Annotated in this window: 16 protein-coding genes; 8 read left to right on the forward strand and 8 right to left on the reverse strand. The window is 66.5% G+C overall.

Annotation, left to right across the window (positions count from 1 at the left end):
- Nucleotide 1 precedes the first annotated feature (1 nt).
- The 5 genes from IEY14_RS02135 to IEY14_RS02155 are packed head-to-tail and all read left to right on the forward strand — an operon-like array spanning nt 2 to nt 2,906.
- Nucleotides 2-1,255 (forward strand): cysteine desulfurase, encoded by a 1,254-nt coding sequence (locus IEY14_RS02135; protein ID WP_188906567.1) that lies wholly within the window; start codon nt 2-4, stop codon nt 1,253-1,255.
- A 10-nt stretch (nt 1,256-1,265) separates the two neighbouring features.
- Nucleotides 1,266-1,688, forward strand: coding sequence for an SUF system Fe-S cluster assembly protein (locus IEY14_RS02140; RefSeq protein WP_188906568.1), 423 nt, complete (start codon nt 1,266-1,268; stop codon nt 1,686-1,688).
- A 5-nt stretch (nt 1,689-1,693) separates the two neighbouring features.
- Entirely contained in the window at nt 1,694-2,113 is a 420-nt protein-coding gene (locus IEY14_RS02145; RefSeq protein ID WP_188906569.1) for a VOC family protein, read from the forward strand.
- A gap of 45 nt (nt 2,114-2,158) precedes the next feature.
- A complete protein-coding gene (sufA, locus tag IEY14_RS02150) occupies nt 2,159-2,539 on the forward strand; it encodes a Fe-S cluster assembly scaffold SufA (RefSeq protein ID WP_188906570.1) in 381 nt (126 codons plus the stop codon).
- A 10-nt stretch (nt 2,540-2,549) separates the two neighbouring features.
- Nucleotides 2,550-2,906, forward strand: a complete 357-nt coding sequence (locus IEY14_RS02155; protein WP_188906571.1) for a TfoX/Sxy family protein — start codon at nt 2,550-2,552, stop codon at nt 2,904-2,906.
- Here IEY14_RS02155 and IEY14_RS02160 read toward each other — a convergent pair.
- From IEY14_RS02160 to parE, 3 genes are all read right to left on the reverse strand, one after another.
- Nucleotides 2,903-4,396, reverse strand: coding sequence for a DEAD/DEAH box helicase (locus IEY14_RS02160; protein WP_188906572.1), 1,494 nt, complete (start codon nt 4,394-4,396; stop codon nt 2,903-2,905). The two genes, IEY14_RS02155 and IEY14_RS02160, sit on opposite strands and share 4 nt — an antisense overlap.
- A gap of 198 nt (nt 4,397-4,594) precedes the next feature.
- The gene (locus tag IEY14_RS02165; RefSeq protein ID WP_188906573.1) at nt 4,595-5,185 is read right to left on the reverse strand and encodes a hypothetical protein; all 591 of its coding nucleotides are present in this window, start codon (nt 5,183-5,185) and stop codon (nt 4,595-4,597) included.
- Between the two features lie 41 nt (nt 5,186-5,226).
- Nucleotides 5,227-7,281, reverse strand: a complete 2,055-nt coding sequence (parE, locus tag IEY14_RS02170) for a DNA topoisomerase IV subunit B (RefSeq protein ID WP_188906574.1) — start codon at nt 7,279-7,281, stop codon at nt 5,227-5,229.
- Nucleotides 7,282-7,469: 188 nt separating this feature from the next.
- Here parE and IEY14_RS02175 point away from each other — a divergent pair, with 188 nt between their 5' ends.
- The gene (locus IEY14_RS02175; RefSeq protein WP_188906575.1) at nt 7,470-8,363 is read left to right on the forward strand and encodes an alpha/beta hydrolase family protein; all 894 of its coding nucleotides are present in this window, start codon (nt 7,470-7,472) and stop codon (nt 8,361-8,363) included.
- 72 nt (nt 8,364-8,435) lie between these two features.
- Here the strand turns inward: IEY14_RS02175 and IEY14_RS02180 are convergent, their stop codons facing one another.
- Nucleotides 8,436-9,476, reverse strand: a complete 1,041-nt coding sequence (locus IEY14_RS02180; protein ID WP_188906576.1) for a glutamine synthetase beta-grasp domain-containing protein — start codon at nt 9,474-9,476, stop codon at nt 8,436-8,438.
- Nucleotides 9,477-9,836: 360 nt separating this feature from the next.
- On the opposite strand from IEY14_RS02180, the gene IEY14_RS02185 reads away from it, so the two are divergent.
- Entirely contained in the window at nt 9,837-10,037 is a 201-nt protein-coding gene (locus IEY14_RS02185) for a DUF2735 domain-containing protein (protein WP_188906577.1), read from the forward strand.
- A gap of 33 nt (nt 10,038-10,070) precedes the next feature.
- Here the strand turns inward: IEY14_RS02185 and IEY14_RS02190 are convergent, their stop codons facing one another.
- The 3 genes from IEY14_RS02190 to IEY14_RS02200 all read right to left on the reverse strand — a co-directional run bounded on the left by IEY14_RS02190 (nt 10,071) and on the right by IEY14_RS02200 (nt 12,919).
- The gene (locus IEY14_RS02190) at nt 10,071-11,012 is read right to left on the reverse strand and encodes a glutaminase (protein ID WP_188906578.1); all 942 of its coding nucleotides are present in this window, start codon (nt 11,010-11,012) and stop codon (nt 10,071-10,073) included.
- A gap of 94 nt (nt 11,013-11,106) precedes the next feature.
- Nucleotides 11,107-12,516, reverse strand: a complete 1,410-nt coding sequence (gene glnA, locus IEY14_RS02195; RefSeq protein WP_188906579.1) for a type I glutamate--ammonia ligase — start codon at nt 12,514-12,516, stop codon at nt 11,107-11,109.
- 64 nt (nt 12,517-12,580) lie between these two features.
- Entirely contained in the window at nt 12,581-12,919 is a 339-nt protein-coding gene (locus tag IEY14_RS02200) for a P-II family nitrogen regulator (protein WP_188906580.1), read from the reverse strand.
- A gap of 315 nt (nt 12,920-13,234) precedes the next feature.
- Here IEY14_RS02200 and IEY14_RS02205 point away from each other — a divergent pair, with 315 nt between their 5' ends.
- Nucleotides 13,235-14,686, forward strand: a complete 1,452-nt coding sequence (locus IEY14_RS02205; RefSeq protein ID WP_308422002.1) for an NAD(P)H-hydrate dehydratase — start codon at nt 13,235-13,237, stop codon at nt 14,684-14,686.
- Between the two features lie 21 nt (nt 14,687-14,707).
- Here the strand turns inward: IEY14_RS02205 and uvrA are convergent, their stop codons facing one another.
- Nucleotides 14,708-17,590 carry an excinuclease ABC subunit UvrA gene (gene uvrA, locus IEY14_RS02210; protein WP_188906582.1) on the reverse strand — a complete coding sequence of 961 codons (2,883 nt, stop codon included), beginning with the start codon at nt 17,588-17,590 and terminating at the stop codon, nt 14,708-14,710.
- Nucleotides 17,591-17,633 lie beyond the last annotated feature (43 nt).

The raw sequence follows: 17,633 nt of genomic DNA on the forward strand, positions 1-17,633 counted from the left end.
CATGAACGCTGAAGCACCGATCCGGGACGCCGGTCTCGCCTATGACGTCGAGGCCGTGCGGCGGGACTTTCCGATCCTGTCGATGCATGTCTATGGCAAGCCGCTGGTCTATCTCGACAGCGGCGCCTCGGCCCAGAAGCCGCAGGCCGTCTTGGATGCAATCCAGAAGACCTATTCGCAGGACTATGCGAACGTGCATCGCGGCCTGCATTACCTGTCGAACAAGGCGACGGAGGAATACGAGAAGGCACGCGAGACCGTTCGCGCCTTCCTCAACGCGCCGAGCGTCGAGGAGGTGATCTTCACCTCGTCGGCGACGGAATCGATCAACCTCGTCGCCTATTCCTACGGCATGCAGGAGATCGGCGAGGGCGACGAGATCGTGCTCACGCAGATGGAGCACCATTCCAACATCGTGCCCTGGCATTTCATCCGCGAGCGGCGGGGCGCCAAGCTCGTCTTCGTGCCGGTGGAAGAGGACGGCTCGATCACGCTCGAAGCCTTCGAGCGGGCGATCACGCCGCGCACGAAGCTGATCGCCGTCACCCATATGTCGAACGTTCTCGGCACGGTGACGCCGGTGAAGGAACTCGCCGCGCTCGCCCGCGCGCGCAAGGTTCCGATTCTGGTCGATGGCAGCCAGGGCGCCGTGCATCTGCCGGTCGATGTCCAAGATCTCGGCGTCGATTTCTATGTCGTGACCGGACACAAGCTCTACGGGCCGACTGGCATCGGCGTGCTCTACGGCCGGCGCGAGATGCTGGAGCGGATGCGCCCCTTCAACGGCGGCGGTGAGATGATCGTCGAAGTGTCGGAGGAGACGGTCACCTACAGCCCGCCGCCGCATCGCTTCGAGGCCGGCACGCCGCAGATCGCCCAGGCGATCGGCCTCGGCGCGGCGCTCACCTATATGCAGACCATCGGCCGCGCCGCGATCCTGGCGCACGAGGAGGGGCTGCGCGACTATGCGCATCAGCGCCTGAAGACGATCAATTCGCTGCGGATCTATGGCGAGGCGCCGAACAAGGGTGCCATCGTGTCCTTCGACCTCGAAGGCATCCACGCGCATGACGTGTCGATGGTCATCGACCGGGAAGGGGTTGCGATCCGCGCCGGAACGCATTGCGCGCAGCCGCTCTTGAAGCGCTTCGGCGCGACCTCCACCTGTCGCGCATCCTTCGGCATGTATAATACGAAGGGCGAAATCGACGTGCTCGTCGAAGCCCTGGAAAAGGCGAGGCGCTTCTTCGCCTGAGGACAACGCGATGACCGATGACGTGGATACCAGCATCGTGCGGGCCGCCGCCGATGACGACAGCGCGGAGGCGAATGCCGCGCTCGCGCGTGGCGAGCGTGCCCCTTCCGCCATTCCTCCGGACGAACTGGCGCGGCTGACCGACGATATCGTCGCGGCGCTGAAGACCGTCTACGATCCCGAGATTCCGGCGGACATCTATGAGCTGGGCCTCATCTACAAGATCGATATCGAGGACGATCGCAGCGTCCATATCGACATGACGCTGACGGCCCCTGGCTGCCCCGTGGCCGGCGAGATGCCGGGATGGGTCGAGAATGCGCTGCTCGGCGTGCAGGGCGTCAGCCATGCGAAGGTCGATCTCGTCTTCGATCCGCCCTGGACGCCGGATCGCATGAGCGAGGAAGCGCAGGTCGCGGTCGGCTGGTTCTGACCGCCGTGCCGCGCCTCGCCGGGATCCTCGAAACCTGCCTCTATGTCGAGGACATGGCCCGGGCGCACGGCTTCTATTCGGGCGTGCTCGGCCTTGCGCGGATTCTCGAGGACGGCGATCGCATCTCGGTCTACGAGGTGACGCCAGCGCAGGTGCTGATCCTCTTCAAGTGCGGCGCGACCCTCGAGCCGGTGGAAACGCCGGGCGGTCGCATTCCGCCGCATGACGGGGCAGGGCCGGTGCATCTTGCCTTCATGGTCGAGGACGCGGCGGTGGACGACTGGCGACAGCATCTCGCGGCGTCGCGGATCGCGATCGAGAGCGAGGTCACCTGGCCGAAGCGCGGCCGCAGCCTTTATTTTCGCGACCCGGACGGCCATGCGCTGGAACTCGCCACGCCGAACCTCTGGTCGAGCTTGCGCTGAGACGCGTCGCGAACCAAATTACTCGGGTGAATTCGAGGACGATCCATGCCCCGCTTTTCGGTGATGACCCTGACGGATGCCGCGGCCGCGCGCGTGAACGAGATCGTCGCTTCGCGCGGCGGGGACGCTCTCGGACTGCGGGTCGGCATCAAGAAGGGCGGCTGCGCCGGCATGGAATATACGGTCGATCTGGTGTCCGAGGCGCGATCGGGCGAGGACCTGATCGAGAGGGACGGAGCCAAGGTCTTCGTCGCGCCGGAAGCAGTGCTGTTCCTGCTCGGCACGGAGATGGATTTCGAGGTGACGCGCCTGCGCACCGGCTTCACCTTCCGCAATCCCAATCAGACCTCGGCCTGCGGCTGCGGCGAATCGGTGGAACTGAAGAAGGCCGATCTCGAAGCCCTGGCCGCCGCGCAATCGGCCTGAGGGCTGTTCGATGGACGAGGAGTTCGTTCGCGATCTCTTCGCTTCGGAAGGGCCCGTGCAGCTGCGCCGCCTCTTCGGCGGCAAGGGCATCTATCTCGACGGGCTGATCGTCGCCGTGATGTTCGGCGACCAGCTGCTTTTGAAGGGTGACGACCAGACCGGCCCGCTTTTCGAAGCGGCGGGGAGCCGGCGTTGGACCTATCAGCGGCCCGGCAAGGCGTCCGTGACGATGCCCTATTACGATCTGCCGTCGGAAGCCTATGACGACCCGGACGCGATGGCGGTCTGGGCTCGGCGCGCCTGGGAAGCCGCGATGCGCGCCGCCCAGGCGAAGTCCGGCAAGCGGCGGCCGAAGCCGCCGCGTTAGAGTCCCGTACCGATCAGCATGAAGGCCGGCACGTCGTCGCCGAAGCCGACCGGGGTCGCCTCGTCGCGCTGGCCGCCGCGATTGCCGCGTCCATGGCCGTTGTCGCTGCCGTTCCGCCCGTTCGGGGCGCGTCGCGCATTGCCGGAAGTGCCCGCCACGACGGCGGCGGGCGCCGCGGCACGAACCTCGGCCTCGACATCGGGCAATTCCTCACCGCGCGACGAGGAAGAAGAGTCCGACCGGCCGCCGGAGCGCCGATCCCGGCCGCGTCCGCCGCCGCGACGCGACGAGTCGCCGGTGCGGCCGCGATGATGGCGTCCGCCGCGCTCCTCGCCGGTGCTTTCCGGCACCGGGAGCTGATCGATGCTGACCTCGTCCAGCCATTCGAGCTCGTTGCCGAGCATCTTCACGATGGCGTCGAGATATTTCGTGTCGCTGCGCGAGACCAGGGTGAAGGCCTTGCCCGAGCGGCCGGCGCGCCCGGTGCGGCCGATGCGGTGGACATAGTCTTCCGAATGGATCGGCACGTCGAAATTGAAGACGTGGCTCACCGCCGGAATGTCGAGACCGCGCGCCGCCACGTCGGAGGCGACGAGGAGCTGGATCTTGTTCTCGCGGAAATTATGCAGCATCGCCATGCGTGAGCGCTGGTCCATGTCGCCATGCAGCGCGCCGACCGAGAAGCCGTGCCGCGACAGCGAGCGGAAGAGCGAGGCGACGTCGAGCTTGCGATTGCAGAAGATGATCGCGTTGGTGATGTCGTCTTGGGCGCGGATCAGCTTGCGCAGCGTCTCGCGCTTTTCCCAGTCCTCGCGCTGCGTCGCGACCAGACGCTGCTCCACCGTCTGCGCGGCGGAGGAGGGGCGGGCCACCTCGATGCGCACGGGGTTCTGAAGGAACTGCTCGGTGAGGCGCGTGATCTCCGGCGGCATGGTGGCGGAGAAGAACAGCGTCTGCCGGGTGAAGGGGATCATCTTACAGATCCGCTCGATATCCGGGATGAAGCCCATGTCGAGCATGCGGTCGGCTTCGTCGATCACCAGGATCTCGACACCGGTCATCAGCAGCCGGCCGCGCTCGAAATGGTCGAGCAACCGGCCGGGCGTCGCGATCAGCACGTCGGCGCCGCGATCGATCTTGCGGTCCTGCTCATCGAAGGACATGCCGCCGATCAGGAGCGCCACGTTGAGCTTCTGGTCGAGCCCGTATTTGGTGAAGCTGTCGGCCACCTGCGCCGCGAGTTCGCGCGTCGGCTCAAGGATCAGCGAGCGCGGCATGCGCGCCCGGGCCCGGCCCTTTTCCAGAAGCGTGAGCATCGGCAGGACGAAGGAGGCTGTCTTGCCGGTGCCCGTCTGGGCGATGCCGAGCACGTCCCGCCGCTCCAAGGCATGCGGGATCGCCTGTTCCTGGATCGGGGTCGGTTGGGTGTAACCGGTCGCCTCGACGGCGGTGAGAACCTTGGCGCTGAGGCCGAGTTCGCTGAAGAGCATTGCGCTGAGCGTGTCTCGCGATTGACGAAAGGATAAGGCGCAGGCGCCTCAGACTGGCCGCTTCCAAGCACGGGCAGTAAGCGGATGGCTTTGTCAAGTCAACGCTTTGCCGTCAGATAAGCGTCCAGTCCGGCGTAAACAAGCCGATATCCCCAATATCGAGCGAAAACGCGCGACGAATTCTCAGCCGCTCTACCGTCAGTTGGTCGCCGGGCCGAAAGTGTAGCTCTTGTCCTTGAGGAAATGCAGTTCGTAGCTTTCCGGGACTTCGCCATCCGGCGGCACGACATCGAAGAAGAGCGTGAGATCGCCCGAGGGCGCGCCGTCTTCCCCTTCTTCGGCGCGATAGCCGACCACCGTGCCCTTCACGCCGGCGACTTCCTTGATCTCGGTGGTCGAGAGAAGCTTCGCGCCCGGTCCGACGCGATCCAGCTTCTGCACGAAGAAGCGATAGACGTCCTTGTCGGCCGGTCCGACCTGCATCATCACCGTCCGCCAGACGCCGCTCTGGTCGCCTTCGCTCCAGGGGCCGACGACCTGGACATCCTCGATCGCGCTCGGCAGATCCTCCGCCGCCTTCTGGAAGGCGGGGTCGACCGGCGGCACGTCGGTGATCGGCGGCGCGACAGGCGCGGCCTCGCCCCCGGTGGCCTCGTCCGGATTCTCCGTCGGCGCGACATAGGGCTTCGGCGCGTCGGTCGCGGCGGGCGGCGGCGCCGGGTCGGTCTGCGCCAGCGCCGGCAGCGCGACGGTGACCATGGCGGCGGCGAGGGCGGTGCGCAGGATCATGGATCGACTCCGTTCGCGTTCAACGGCGACCCTTAGCCCGATCAGACGTCGAGGTCGACGGCGAAAGCGGCCCGATCCTGGATGAATCGGAAACGCGCTTCCGGCCTGTTGCCCATCAGCGCGTCGACCGCCCCGGCGGTTCCCGATTCCGGCGCCTCGTCGATCTCGACCTTCAGCAGGGTCCGGCGCCGGACGTCCATCGTCGTCTCCTTCAACTGCGCCGGCAGCATCTCGCCGAGGCCCTTGAAGCGGCTGACCTCCACCTTGCCCTTGCCCTTGAACTCGCGGGCGATCAGCCGCTCGCGGTCGGCATCGTCGCGCGCATAGACCACCTTGCCCCCCTGGGCGAGCCGGTAGAGCGGCGGCACGGCCAGGAAGAGATGGCCCTGGCGGATCAGCTCCGGCATCTCCTGGAAGAAGAAGGTGATGAGCAGCGAGGCGATATGGGCGCCGTCGACATCGGCGTCGGTCATGATCACCACGCGCTCGTAGCGCAGGTCCTCCTCGCGATAGCGCCCGCGCGTGCCGCAGCCGAGCGCCTGGATGAGATCGGCGATCTGCTGGTTGGCGCCGAGCTTCTCGCGGCCGGCCGAGGCGACGTTCAGGATCTTGCCGCGCAGCGGCAGCACGGCCTGGCGCATGCGGTCGCGCGCCTGCTTGGCCGAGCCGCCCGCCGAATCGCCTTCGACGATAAACAGCTCCGCCCCGGTGGCGCCGGTCTGCGAACAGTCGGCCAGCTTGCCCGGCAGGCGCAGCTTGCGCGTCGCGCTCTTGCGGCTGACCTCCTTCTCCTGGCGGCGGCGCACCCGCTCCTCGGCGCGCTCGACCACCCAGTCGATCAGCCGCGCCGCGTCCTGCGGCGAGGCGGCGAGCCAGATGTCGAAAGAATCGCGCAGCGAGGCCTCGACGATGCGCTGCGCTTCGAGCGTCGCCAGCCGGTCCTTCGTCTGGCCGACGAATTCCGGCTCGCGGATGAAGACCGAGAGCATGGCGGAGGCCGTGAGCATCACGTCCTCGGCGGTGATCATCGCGGCCTTCTTGTTGCCGGAGACCTCGCCGAAGGCCTTCAGGCCGCGCAGCAGGACGTTGCGCAGCCCCGCCTCGTGCGTGCCGCCTTCCGGCGTCGGGATCGTGTTGCAATAGGAGCGGACGAAGCCGTCGGCGCTTGTCCAGCTCACCGCCCATTCGACGGCGCCGTGGCCGGAGGCCTTCTCGGTGCGGCCGGAAAAGCTCTGCGTCGTGACGCGATGCTCGGCGCCGAGCGAGGTCTCGAGATAGTCCTTGAGGCCGCCCGGGAAATGGAAGGTGGCGCGGGCCGGCGTCCTGCCATCCGCCGGCAGGCGCGCGGCGTCGCAGGCCCAGCGGATCTCGACGCCGCCGAAGAGATAGGCCTTCGAGCGGGCCATGGCGAAGAGCCGCGCCGGATCGAAGGCGGCCGTCTCGCCGAAGATCTGCGGATCGGGCCAGAAGCGTGTGCGCGTGCCGCGCCGGTTGTGGACTTCGCCGACCTCTTCCAGGGCCGTCATCGGCACGCCGCGCGCATAGGTCTGGCGATAAAGGCGACGATTGCGCGCCACCTCGACCTCCAGCCGCTCCGACAGGGCGTTCACCACCGAAACGCCGACGCCGTGCAACCCGCCCGAGGTTTCATAGACCTTGGAGTCGAACTTGCCGCCGGCATGCAGCGTCGTCATGATGACTTCGAGCGCCGACTTGTTGGTATATTTCGGATGCGGGTCGACCGGGATGCCGCGCCCGTTGTCGGTGACGGTCAGGCTGCCATCGGCCTCCAACGCCACCTCGATGAAATTGGCATGGCCGGCCACCGCCTCGTCCATCGAATTGTCGATGACCTCGGCGAAGAGATGGTGCAGCGCCTTCTCGTCGGTGCCGCCGATATACATGCCCGGCCGCCGGCGCACCGGCTCCAGGCCCTCCAGCACCTCGATATCGGCGGCGGTGTAGTCGCTCACCTGTGGCTGCGGCTTGGGCGCGGCTTCGCGTAGCGTCGCCAGCGGATCGCTGGCGGGACGGCGCGGCGCGGCACGAGGCTCGCGGCTGCGCGCCGCGTTGCCGGAAAACAGATCCTCGCTCATGAAGGGCGGCTCCCTGCTGCGGATCGGAGGGGCCGAATGTCGCGTGAAACCATCTGTTCTCACTACACTTTCACGAAATGTTCTTCAACCCGCGCGCTGGGTCTCCGGCCTCCTCGGCAATCGCATTCAACCAACTATCCACTATAAATGAGTTGCCGATGACGGGCGCGGTCGTCAAAAGCGCGGAAATGAGATCCCGCGCGCGCCTTCGTCCGCTTCTCGCCGCCTTGTTTCTCGGCGGTGTCATCCCGGCCGTGGCGGCGCCACTGCAGCTTGCGCCCTTCAAGGACGAGCTCTTCGCCTATCCCGCCGGCAGTACGAGCCGCGACGGCGGCGCCGAGACGGATGTCGCCTATTCGGAACTGCGCGACATCAACGGCCGGGACGAGATCCCGGAGCGGCGGGTGAAGCTGGCCTATGTCGATGCCGCGCCGCTCGGGCGGCAGGTGGAGAGAGTCGTCGAGACGCCGGCCGGGCCTTTGAAGACCATGCAGGTCGGCGAGACGGCGCGGCCGAGCGCGACGGTGCTCTTCATCCACGGCCGCAACGGCGACCGCCGGCTCGGCATGTATGACCGCACCTTCGGCGGCAATTTCAACCGCCTGAAGAATCTGATGGCCCGGGCGGGCGGGCTCTATGTCACGGCCGATGCCGGGCAGTTCGCCGAAGGCGATCGCGCCCGCGTGGCGGCTCTGATCGAGCAACTGGCGGACAAGCCCGGGCGCCCGCCGCTGGTGCTCGCCTGCGCCTCGATGGGCGGCGAATTCTGCTGGGATCTCCTCGCGCGGCCGGAGACGGCCGGCCGTATCGCCGGCATCGTGATGCTCAGCGCCAACAACCTGCCCGCCAAGGTCGCCGCGATGCGCCGGGCCGCCGGGGCGCGCCGCATTCCGCTGCTCCTCGCCCATGGCACGCGGGACAAGGTGTTTTCCTGGGAGGCGGCCCACGCGCTCTACGAGGACCTGCGCGGTGCGTCCTATCCGGTGCGGTTCGTTTCCATGACCGACGGCAATCACGGCACGCCGCTGCGCATGCTGGACTGGCGGCTCAGCCTGAACTGGCTTTTCGCGGCTGCCGGATAGACATGAAAAACCCGCCAGCCTCGCGGCTGACGGGTTCCGAAGGACGGGGAGGGCGGGGCCCTCCGCCGGATATCAGGCGGCGGCGGAAACCGCGGCCGGCAGCGGCACCGAGGCGATGGTCTTCAGCACCTGCGAGGCGATCTGGTAGGGGTCGCCCTGCGAGTTCGGACGGCGATCCTCGAGATAGCCCTTGTAGTCGTTCTTGACGAAGGAATGGGGCACGCGGATCGACGCGCCACGATCGGCGACGCCGTAGCTGAACTTGTTCCACGGCGCCGTCTCATGCTTGCCCGTGAGACGCATGTGGTTGTCCGGGCCGTAGACGGCGATGTGGTCGTCGATATTCGTCTCGAAAGCCGCCATCAGGGCCTCGAAATAGGCCTTGCCGCCGACTTCGCGCATATAGGCGGTCGAGAAGTTGCAATGCATGCCCGAACCGTTCCAGTCGGTGTCGCCGAGCGGCTTGCAGTGATATTCGACGTCGATCTCGTACTTCTCGCACAGGCGCTGGAGGAGGTAGCGCGCCATCCAGATCTGGTCGGCTGCCTTCTTGGAGCCCTTGCCGAAGATCTGGAATTCCCACTGGCCCTTCGCGACTTCCGCGTTGATGCCCTCATGGTTGATGCCGGCGGCGAGGCAGAGGTCGAGATGCTCCTCGACGATCTGGCGGGCGACCGAACCGACATTCGAATAGCCGACGCCGGTATAGTAGGGACCCTGCGGCGCCGGGTAGCCGGATTCGGGGAAGCCGAGCGGACGGCCGTTCTTGTAGAAGAAATATTCCTGCTCGAAGCCGAACCAGGCGCCTTCGTCGTCCAGGATCGTGGCGCGGCTGTTCGAGACATGCGGGGTGACGCCATCGGGCATCATGACCTCGCACATGACCAGAACGCCGTTGGTGCGGGCCGGATCGGGGAAGAGGGCGACGGGCTTCAGCACGCAGTCGGAGCTGCGGCCCTCGGCCTGCATCGTGGAGGAGCCGTCGAAGCCCCAGAGCGGGAGCTGTTCGAGCGTCGGGAATTCGGCGAATTCCTTGATCTGCGTCTTGCCGCGGAGATTGGGCGTGGGCGTGTAGCCGTCGAGCCAGATATATTCGAGCTTGTATTTGGTCATCGCGGACCTCTTGTTGGCGGCCACGCACAGATTTCCGATCCTCGCGACGGTCGCCGGAGAACCGGCCCGGCGCATCCGGGAGGGGGAGATCGGAAAGGGCATGCCTCGCGACTTGTTTCACCACGCCCGCCTTTTCGAGCGATCACGCGCAACCTCCACGGCCCTGAGGCCTTACCGGTCTAACGCATTGATCGCTCATGTCGGCGGCATCTCTTGATAGCCTATTGCACAGAAAATAGCGCGCCTATAGTTTGCGCAAATGCTGATAATCTTTTAGGCAGAATGCTTGTCGAAAAGGCAGAGTCTGCTATTCTGTTCATGGGTGGAGGAGATGACGCGGTTAGCGCCACGGAGGAAGTCATGCGAGTCGAGACCTTCGATCATACGGCGAAGATCTATCAGTTCCCGAAAGGGGGCCGCGCCGGCCTTCGGTCGATGATCGAACCGCTTGCCCCCGCCGTGCGGACGCCTCGCTTCGCGCCGCATATCGTCGAGGCCGGCGCCTGGTACCACGACGAGGCCATCGCCGAGGCGAGCCAGGACAAGAACCGCGATCACTGATCGCCCGAGCGGCGAGAAAGCCGCCCGGCGCGTCTAGGCGCCGAAGATCGACCAGCCGAGCCGCTTCGTCAGCTTCTCGAGGGCGATGCGGCCGAGATGCGAATTGCCGGCGGCGTCCAGCCCCGGCGCCCAGACCGCGATCGTCGCCTTGCCGGGGGCGATCGCCAAGATGCCGCCGCCGACGCCGCTCTTGCCCGGCAGACCGACGCGATAGGCGAAATCTCCCGAGCCGTCGTAATGGCCGCAGGTCAGCATCAAGGCGTTGATGCGCCGCGCGCGCTCGGGATGGACCACGGAGCGTCCGGTATTCGGATGGATGCCGCCATGGGCCAGGAAGCGCCCCGCCATGGCCAGCTGCCGGCAGGACATGGCGATGGCGCAATGGTGGAAATAGACGCCGAGCGTGAAGTCGACCGGATTGTCGATGACGCCGAAGGATCTCATGTAATTGGCGAGCGCGCGATTGCGGAAGCCGGTGCGCTGCTCCGAGGCGGCGACCGCCTTGTCGATATGGATCGTCGGATCGTCGGCCAGAAACTGCACGAAGCGCAGAATCTCGCCCAGCGCCTCGCGCGGCTGATGGCCGGAGAGGATCAGGTCGGTGACAGCGATCGCGCCGGCATTGATGAAGGGATTGCGCGGAATGCCGCGCTCGTTCTCCAGCTGCACGATCGAGTTGAAGGGGCTGCCGGACGGCTCGCGCCCGACCCGTTGCCAGAGCCGGTCGCCGACCATGCCGAGCGCGAGGGTGAGGGTGAAGACCTTAGTGATGCTCTGCACCGAGAAGGGAATGTCGCAATCGCCGGCGGCGGCGATCTCGCCGGCCTCGTCGATGACCGCGATGCCGAACTGGGCCGGATCGACGCGCGACAGTTCCGGGATGTAATCCGCGACCGTGCCCCGATCGTCGCGCTTCCTCATCTCGTCCGCGATCTCCTCGACGGCCGCGCGGACCCTTGCCGAATTCCCGCTCATCCCATGCCCCGCTGGATAAAAAAGGGGCGGTCGCAGCGACCGCCCCTCGGAGGATTGTTCCGTGCCGGGACGCCGGAGGCGCCCGGCCTGCGGATCAGAGGCTGTAATACATGTCGAATTCGACCGGATGCGGCGTCATCTCGAAGCGCAGGATCTCCGACATCTTCAGGTCGATGAAGGCGTCGATCTGGTCGTCGTCGAAGACGCCGCCGGCCTTCAGGAAGTCGCGATCGGCATCGAGATGCTCCATCGCCTCGCGCAGCGAACGGCAGACGGTCGGGATTTCCTTCAACTCCTCCGGCGGCAGATCGTAGAGATCCTTGTCCATGGCCGAGCCCGGATGCAGCTTGTTGCGGATGCCGTCGAGGCCGGCCATCAGCATCGCCGAGAAGGCGAGATAGGGATTGGCCATCGGGTCCGGGAAGCGCACCTCGACCCGCTTCGACTTCGGCGACTGGCCGAAGGGGATGCGGCAGGAGGCCGAGCGGTTGCGCGCCGAATAGGCGAGCAGCACCGGCGCCTCGTAGCCCGGGACGAGCCGCTTGAAGGAGTTCGTCGACGGGTTGGTGAAGGCGTTCAGCGCCTTGGCGTGCTTGATGATGCCGCCGATATAGAACAGCGCGCTTTCCGACAGGCCGGCATATTCGTTGCCCGCGAAGGTCGGCTTGCCGCCCTTCCAGATCGACTGGTGCACATGCATGCCCGAGCCGTTGTCGCCGAAGATCGGCTTCGGCATGAAGGTCGCTGTCTTGCCATAGGCATTGGCGACCTGATGGGTCACGTATTTGTAGATCTGCATGTTGTCCGCGTTGCGGACGAGCGTGTCGAACTTGATGCCGAGCTCGTGCTGGGCGGCCGCGACCTCGTGATGGTGCTTCTCGACCTTCACGCCCATCTCGGCCATGACCGAGAGCATCTCCGAGCGGATGTCCTGGCAGGAATCGATCGGCGGCACGGGGAAATAGCCGCCCTTGACGCGCGGGCGGTGGCCGAGATTGCCCGTCTCGTATTCCGTGTCGTCGTTGGACGGCAGTTCGGTCGAGTCGAGCTTGAAGCCGGTATTGTAGGGATCGGCCTTGTAGCGCACGTCGTCGAAGATGAAGAACTCGGCCTCGGGGCCGAAATAGGCGACGTCGCCGGTGCCGGACTGCTTCAGATAGGCCTCGGCCTTCTTGGCGGTGCCGCGCGGATCGCGATTATAGGACTCGCCGGAGACCGGATCGAGGATGTCGCAGAAGACGACCATGGTCGACTGCGCGAAGAACGGATCCATGTGAGCCGTCTCGGGGTCGGGCATCAGGACCATGTCGGACTCGTTGATCGCCTTCCAGCCCGCGATGGACGAGCCGTCGAACATCGAGCCTTCCGAGAACATGTCCTCGTCGACGATGGCGACGTCCATCGTGACGTGCTGCAGCTTGCCCCGCGGATCCGTGAAGCGCAGGTCGACGAATTTCACGTCGTTGTCCTTGATCTGCTTCAGGATGTCGTTGGCTGTCGTCATGGCGTTCCTCTCCGTGGTGCCTTGGACCTGTGGTCGGCGCGAGCGCCGGTATCGAGCGGCGCGCTCAGACGGCGTCGTTGCCCGTCTCGCCCGTGCGGATGCGAATGGCCTCCTCGATCGAGGAGACGAAGATCTTGCCGTCGCCGATCCGGCCGGTCTGCGCCGCCTTGCGGATCGCCTCGACCGCCGCCGGCACCGCCTCGTCGGTGAGTACGACTTCGACCTTCACCTTCGGCAGGAAATCGACGACATATTCCGCGCCGCGATAAAGCTCGGTATGGCCCTTCTGCCGCCCGAAGCCCTTGGCCTCCGTGACGGTGATGCCCTGGAGGCCGACCTCCTGCAGCGCTTCCTTCACCTCATCGAGCTTGAACGGCTTGATGATCGCCTCGACCTTCTTCATCGAATTCCCTTCCCGAGCTGGCCCCCTCGCGGATCTTCGTCCGCCGAGACGGTCGATGCAGGAGGCATGCCAAGCCGCCGGATGTCGCCGAGCGGAAGTCTGCCTCGTAGCCGCCTCGCCGGGAGTAGGCTCAGGCGACGCAGAAGGCAACTGCCAGGGCTCGCAAACCGACTGTTCTTCCGGCATCCAACTGCCGTCCCGGCGGGTTTCCGTCCCGATTGCGCGTTCTGCCGCATGAACCTGTCCAGCAAGGAGGCATGTGCCCTTCAGATGACCATATCGGCGCTAGATATCTGCTTGTTGACGCCCGTCGAGATGGGAGAGGCGGATCGTTTGTCGATTGCCGCCGGCGTGGCGGGCCGAATCCTGATGGAACGGGCGGGTCTCGCCGTCTTCGAGGCCCTGCGCCGTCGCTTTCCCGAAGCGCGGCGGGTCGCCGTTCTGGCGGGCCCCGGCAACAATGGCGGCGACGCCTTCGTCGTCGCGCGGCTTCTCGCCGAAGCGGGGCTCGCCTTGCGCTGCCATCTCCTCGGCCCCGCCGCAGATTTGCGCGGCGACGCGGCACATGCGGCGCGAGGCTATCACGGGCCGGTCGAGCCGCTCGCCGCCTTCGCCCCGGATGAGGCTGATCTTGTGCTGGACGGGTTGTTCGGCGCCGGGCTCTCCCGCCCGGCGGCAGGCGAGGCGGCGGATGCCATCGAACGGGCGAATGCGAGCGGAGTGCCCATCGTCGCGATCGACCTGCCGAGCGGTATCTCCGGCCTGACCGGCGCAGCCCCGGGAGCGGCCATCCGGGCGAGCCTCACCGTCACCTTCTTTCGCCGCAAGCCCGGGCATCTCCTCGAACCCGGCCGCAGCCATTGCGGCGAGACGGTGCTGGCGCCGATCGGCATCGCGCCGTCCGTTCTGGACGAGATCGCGCCGCGAACCTTCGCGAACGAGCCGCCGCTCTGGCGCGACAAGCTACCGAGCCCGGACCGGATCGGGCACAAATACGATCGCGGCCATGCCGTCGTCTTTTCCGGCGGCGTGACGCAGACGGGGGCAGGGCGCATGGCCGCGACGGCGGCGCTGCGGATCGGCGCCGGGCTCGTCACCGTCTTCTCGCCGCCCTCCGCCCTTCTGGCCAATGCGGCGCATCTGACCGCGATCATGTTGCAGCGTTGCGAGGACGAGGCGGAGCTGGCCGAGCGTCTGGAGGACACACGGCTGAATGCCTTCGCCATCGGGCCGGGCTTCGGCATCGGCGAAAAAGCCGCGCGCTTCGTCGCCGCGCTCCTCGCCGCCGACCGCTCGGTGGTGATCGATGCCGATGCGATCTCGTCCTTCCGCGACGCGCCGCAGGCGCTGTTCGAGGCGATCGGGCGAAGCGGCGGGGCAGGGGTGCTGACGCCGCATGGCGGCGAGTTCGCCCGGCTGTTCCCGGATCTCGCCGAGGGCTCCGGTTCGAAGCTCGACCGGGCGCGGGAGGCCGCCGCGCGTTCCGGCGCCGTCGTCGTCCTCAAGGGCGCCGACACGGTGATCGCCGCGCCGAACGGACGCGCCGCGATCAACGCCACCGGCACGCCCTACCTCGCCACCGCCGGTTCCGGCGATGTCCTTTCCGGCATGATCCTTGGCTGGCTGTCGCAGAAGGTGCCGCCCTTCGAGGCGGCATGCGCCGCCGTCTGGATGCACGGCATGGCGGCCCGGCTGCATGGGCCGGGCCTCATCGCCGAGGACCTGCCGGCCATGCTGCCGCAGGTTCTCGCGTCGCTGGACTTCTGACGGCGACGACGTCCGCCGCGACTATTCCGCTGCCTCGGCCTTCTCGATCGGCCGGCGCTCGAGCAGTTCCTTCAGGAAGCGCCCGGTCCAAGAGCGCTCCACCTTGACGATCTCCTCGGGCGTGCCGGTGGCGACGATCTCGCCGCCGCCGTCGCCGCCCTCGGGCCCGATATCGACGATCCAATCGGCCGTCTTGATGACTTCGAGATTGTGCTCGATGACGACGACCGTATTGCCCTGGTCCACCAGCGAGTGGAGCACTTCGAGCAGCTTGGCGACATCGTGGAAATGCAGGCCCGTCGTCGGCTCGTCGAGGATGTAGAGCGTCTTGCCGGTGGCGCGGCGCGACAGTTCCTTTGCGAGCTTCACGCGCTGCGCCTCGCCGCCGGACAGCGTCGTCGCCTGCTGCCCGACCTTGATATAGCCGAGGCCGACCTCGTTCAGCGTCACCAGCTTGTCGCGCACCGCCGGCACCGCCGCGAAGAACTCGACGCCTTCCTCGACCGTCATGTCGAGGACGTCGGCGATCGACTTCTCCTTGAAGGTGACTTCCAGCGTCTCGCGATTGTAGCGCTTGCCGTGGCAGACGTCGCAGGTGACGTAGACATCCGGCAGGAAGTGCATCTCGATCTTCAGGACGCCGTCGCCCTGGCAGGCCTCGCAGCGCCCGCCCTTGACGTTGAACGAGAAGCGCCCCGGCTGGTAGCCGCGCGCCTTCGCCTCGGGCAGGCCGGCGAACCAGTCCCGGATCGGCGTGAAGGCGCCGGTATAGGTGGCGGGATTGGAGCGCGGCGTGCGGCCGATCGGCGACTGGTCGATGTCGATGACCTTGTCGAGAAGCTCCAGCCCTTCGATCCGCTCGTGCGGCGCCGGATTCTCGCGCGCGCCGTTGATATGGCGCGCAGCCGCCTTGAACAGCGTCTCGATGAGGAAGGTCGACTTGCCGCCGCCCGAGACGCCGGTGACCGCCGTGAAGACGCCGAGCGGGATCTCGGCCGAGACGGTCTTCAGATTGTTGCCGCGCGCGCCGACGACCTTCAGCCGGCGCCCCTTCTGGGGCTTGCGCCGCGCCTCCGGCAGGGCGACGCCGAGCGCGCCCGAAAGATAGCGGCCGGTCAGCGACTTCGGATTGGCCTTGATCTCGTCCGGCGTGCCCTCGGCGATCACCTGTCCGCCATGGATGCCGGCGGCCGGGCCGATATCGACCACGTAGTCGGCTGTGAGCACCGCGTCCTCGTCATGCTCGACGACGATGACGGTATTGCCGATGTCGCGCAGATGCTTCAGCGTCGTCAGCAGCCGCGCGTTGTCGCGCTGGTGCAGGCCGATCGACGGCTCGTCCAAGACATAGAGGACGCCGGTCAGGCCGGAGCCGATCTGCGAGGCGAGGCGGATGCGCTGCGACTCGCCGCCGGACAAGGTGCCGGACGATCGCGACAGGGTGAGATAGTCCAGGCCGACATCGTCGAGGAAGCGCAGGCGGTCGCGGATCTCCTTCAGGATGCGGACGGCGATCTCGTTCTGCTTGTCGCTGAGACGGCTGGGCAGCGTCTCGAACCAGTTCTTCGCGGCGCGGATCGAGAGTTCGGTCACCTCGCCGACATGCCGGCCGGCGACCTTCACCGCCAGGGCTTCCGGCTTCAGGCGATAGCCGGCGCAGGCCGGGCAGGGCGTCGCCGACATGTAGCGCTCGATCTCCTCGCGCGACCAGGCGGAATCGGTCTCCTTCCAGCGGCGCTCGAGATTGGGAATGATCCCCTCGAAGGTCTTCGACGTCTTATAGGCGCGCAATCCGTCGTTGTATTGAAACTCGACCTTGCGCCGTCCGGTGCCGTAGAGGATCGCGTTGCGCGCCTCGTCCGGCAGCGCCGACCATTTGTCGGTGAGCTTGTAGCCATATTCGCGGCCGAGCGCTTCCAGTGTCTGGCCGTAATAGGGCGAGGTCGACTTCGCCCAGGGCGCGATGGCGCCGTTCTTCAGCGTGCGATGCGGCTCCGGCACGATGAGCTCGGGATCGATCGACTGCTGGCTGCCGAGCCCGTCGCATTTCGGGCAGGCGCCGAAGGGATTGTTGAAGGAGAAGAGGCGCGGCTCGATCTCCGGGATGGTGAAGCCCGAAACCGGGCAGGCGAACTTCTCGGAGAAGACGAGCTGGCGCGGCTTGCCGTTCTCGTCGAGACCGTCGGCGAATTCGGCGAGCGCAATGCCGTCGGCGAGACGCAGCGCCGTTTCGAGCGAATCGGCCAGGCGCGTCTTGATGTCGTCGCGCACGACGACGCGGTCGACCACCACCTCGATATCGTGCTTGTACTTCTTGTCGAGCGTCGGCGCGTCGGCGATGTCGTGGAACTCACCATTGATGCGGACGCGCTGGAAGCCCTTCTTCTGAAGCTCCTGCAGCTCCTTCTTGAACTCGCCCTTCCGGCCGCGAACGATCGGCGCGAGGAGATAGAGGCGCGTTCCCTCCGGCTGTTCGAGCACGCGATCGACCATCTGGCTGACGGTCTGGCTCTCGATCGGCAGGCCGGTGGCGGGCGAATAGGGAATGCCGGTGCGCGCGAAGAGGAGGCGCAGATAATCGTAGATCTCCGTCACCGTGCCGACGGTCGAGCGCGGATTCTTGGAGGTGGTCTTCTGTTCGATGGAAATGGCCGGCGACAGGCCGTCGATCTGATCGACATCCGGCTTCTGCATCATTTCCAGGAACTGGCGGGCATAGGCCGAAAGGCTTTCGACATAGCGCCGCTGGCCCTCGGCATAGATCGTGTCGAAGGCGAGCGAGGATTTGCCCGATCCCGACAGGCCGGTCATGACGATGAGCTTGTCGCGCGGAATGTCGAGATCGACATTCTTGAGATTGTGCTCGCGGGCGCCGCGAATGGAGATGAACTTTTGCTCGGGCATCGCTTGCCGCGTTCGCTTTCCGATGGGGATCGTCGGCCTCGGC

This window comes from Aureimonas endophytica (assembly GCF_014642635.1).
GTDB lineage: Bacteria > Pseudomonadota > Alphaproteobacteria > Rhizobiales > Rhizobiaceae > Plantimonas > Plantimonas endophytica.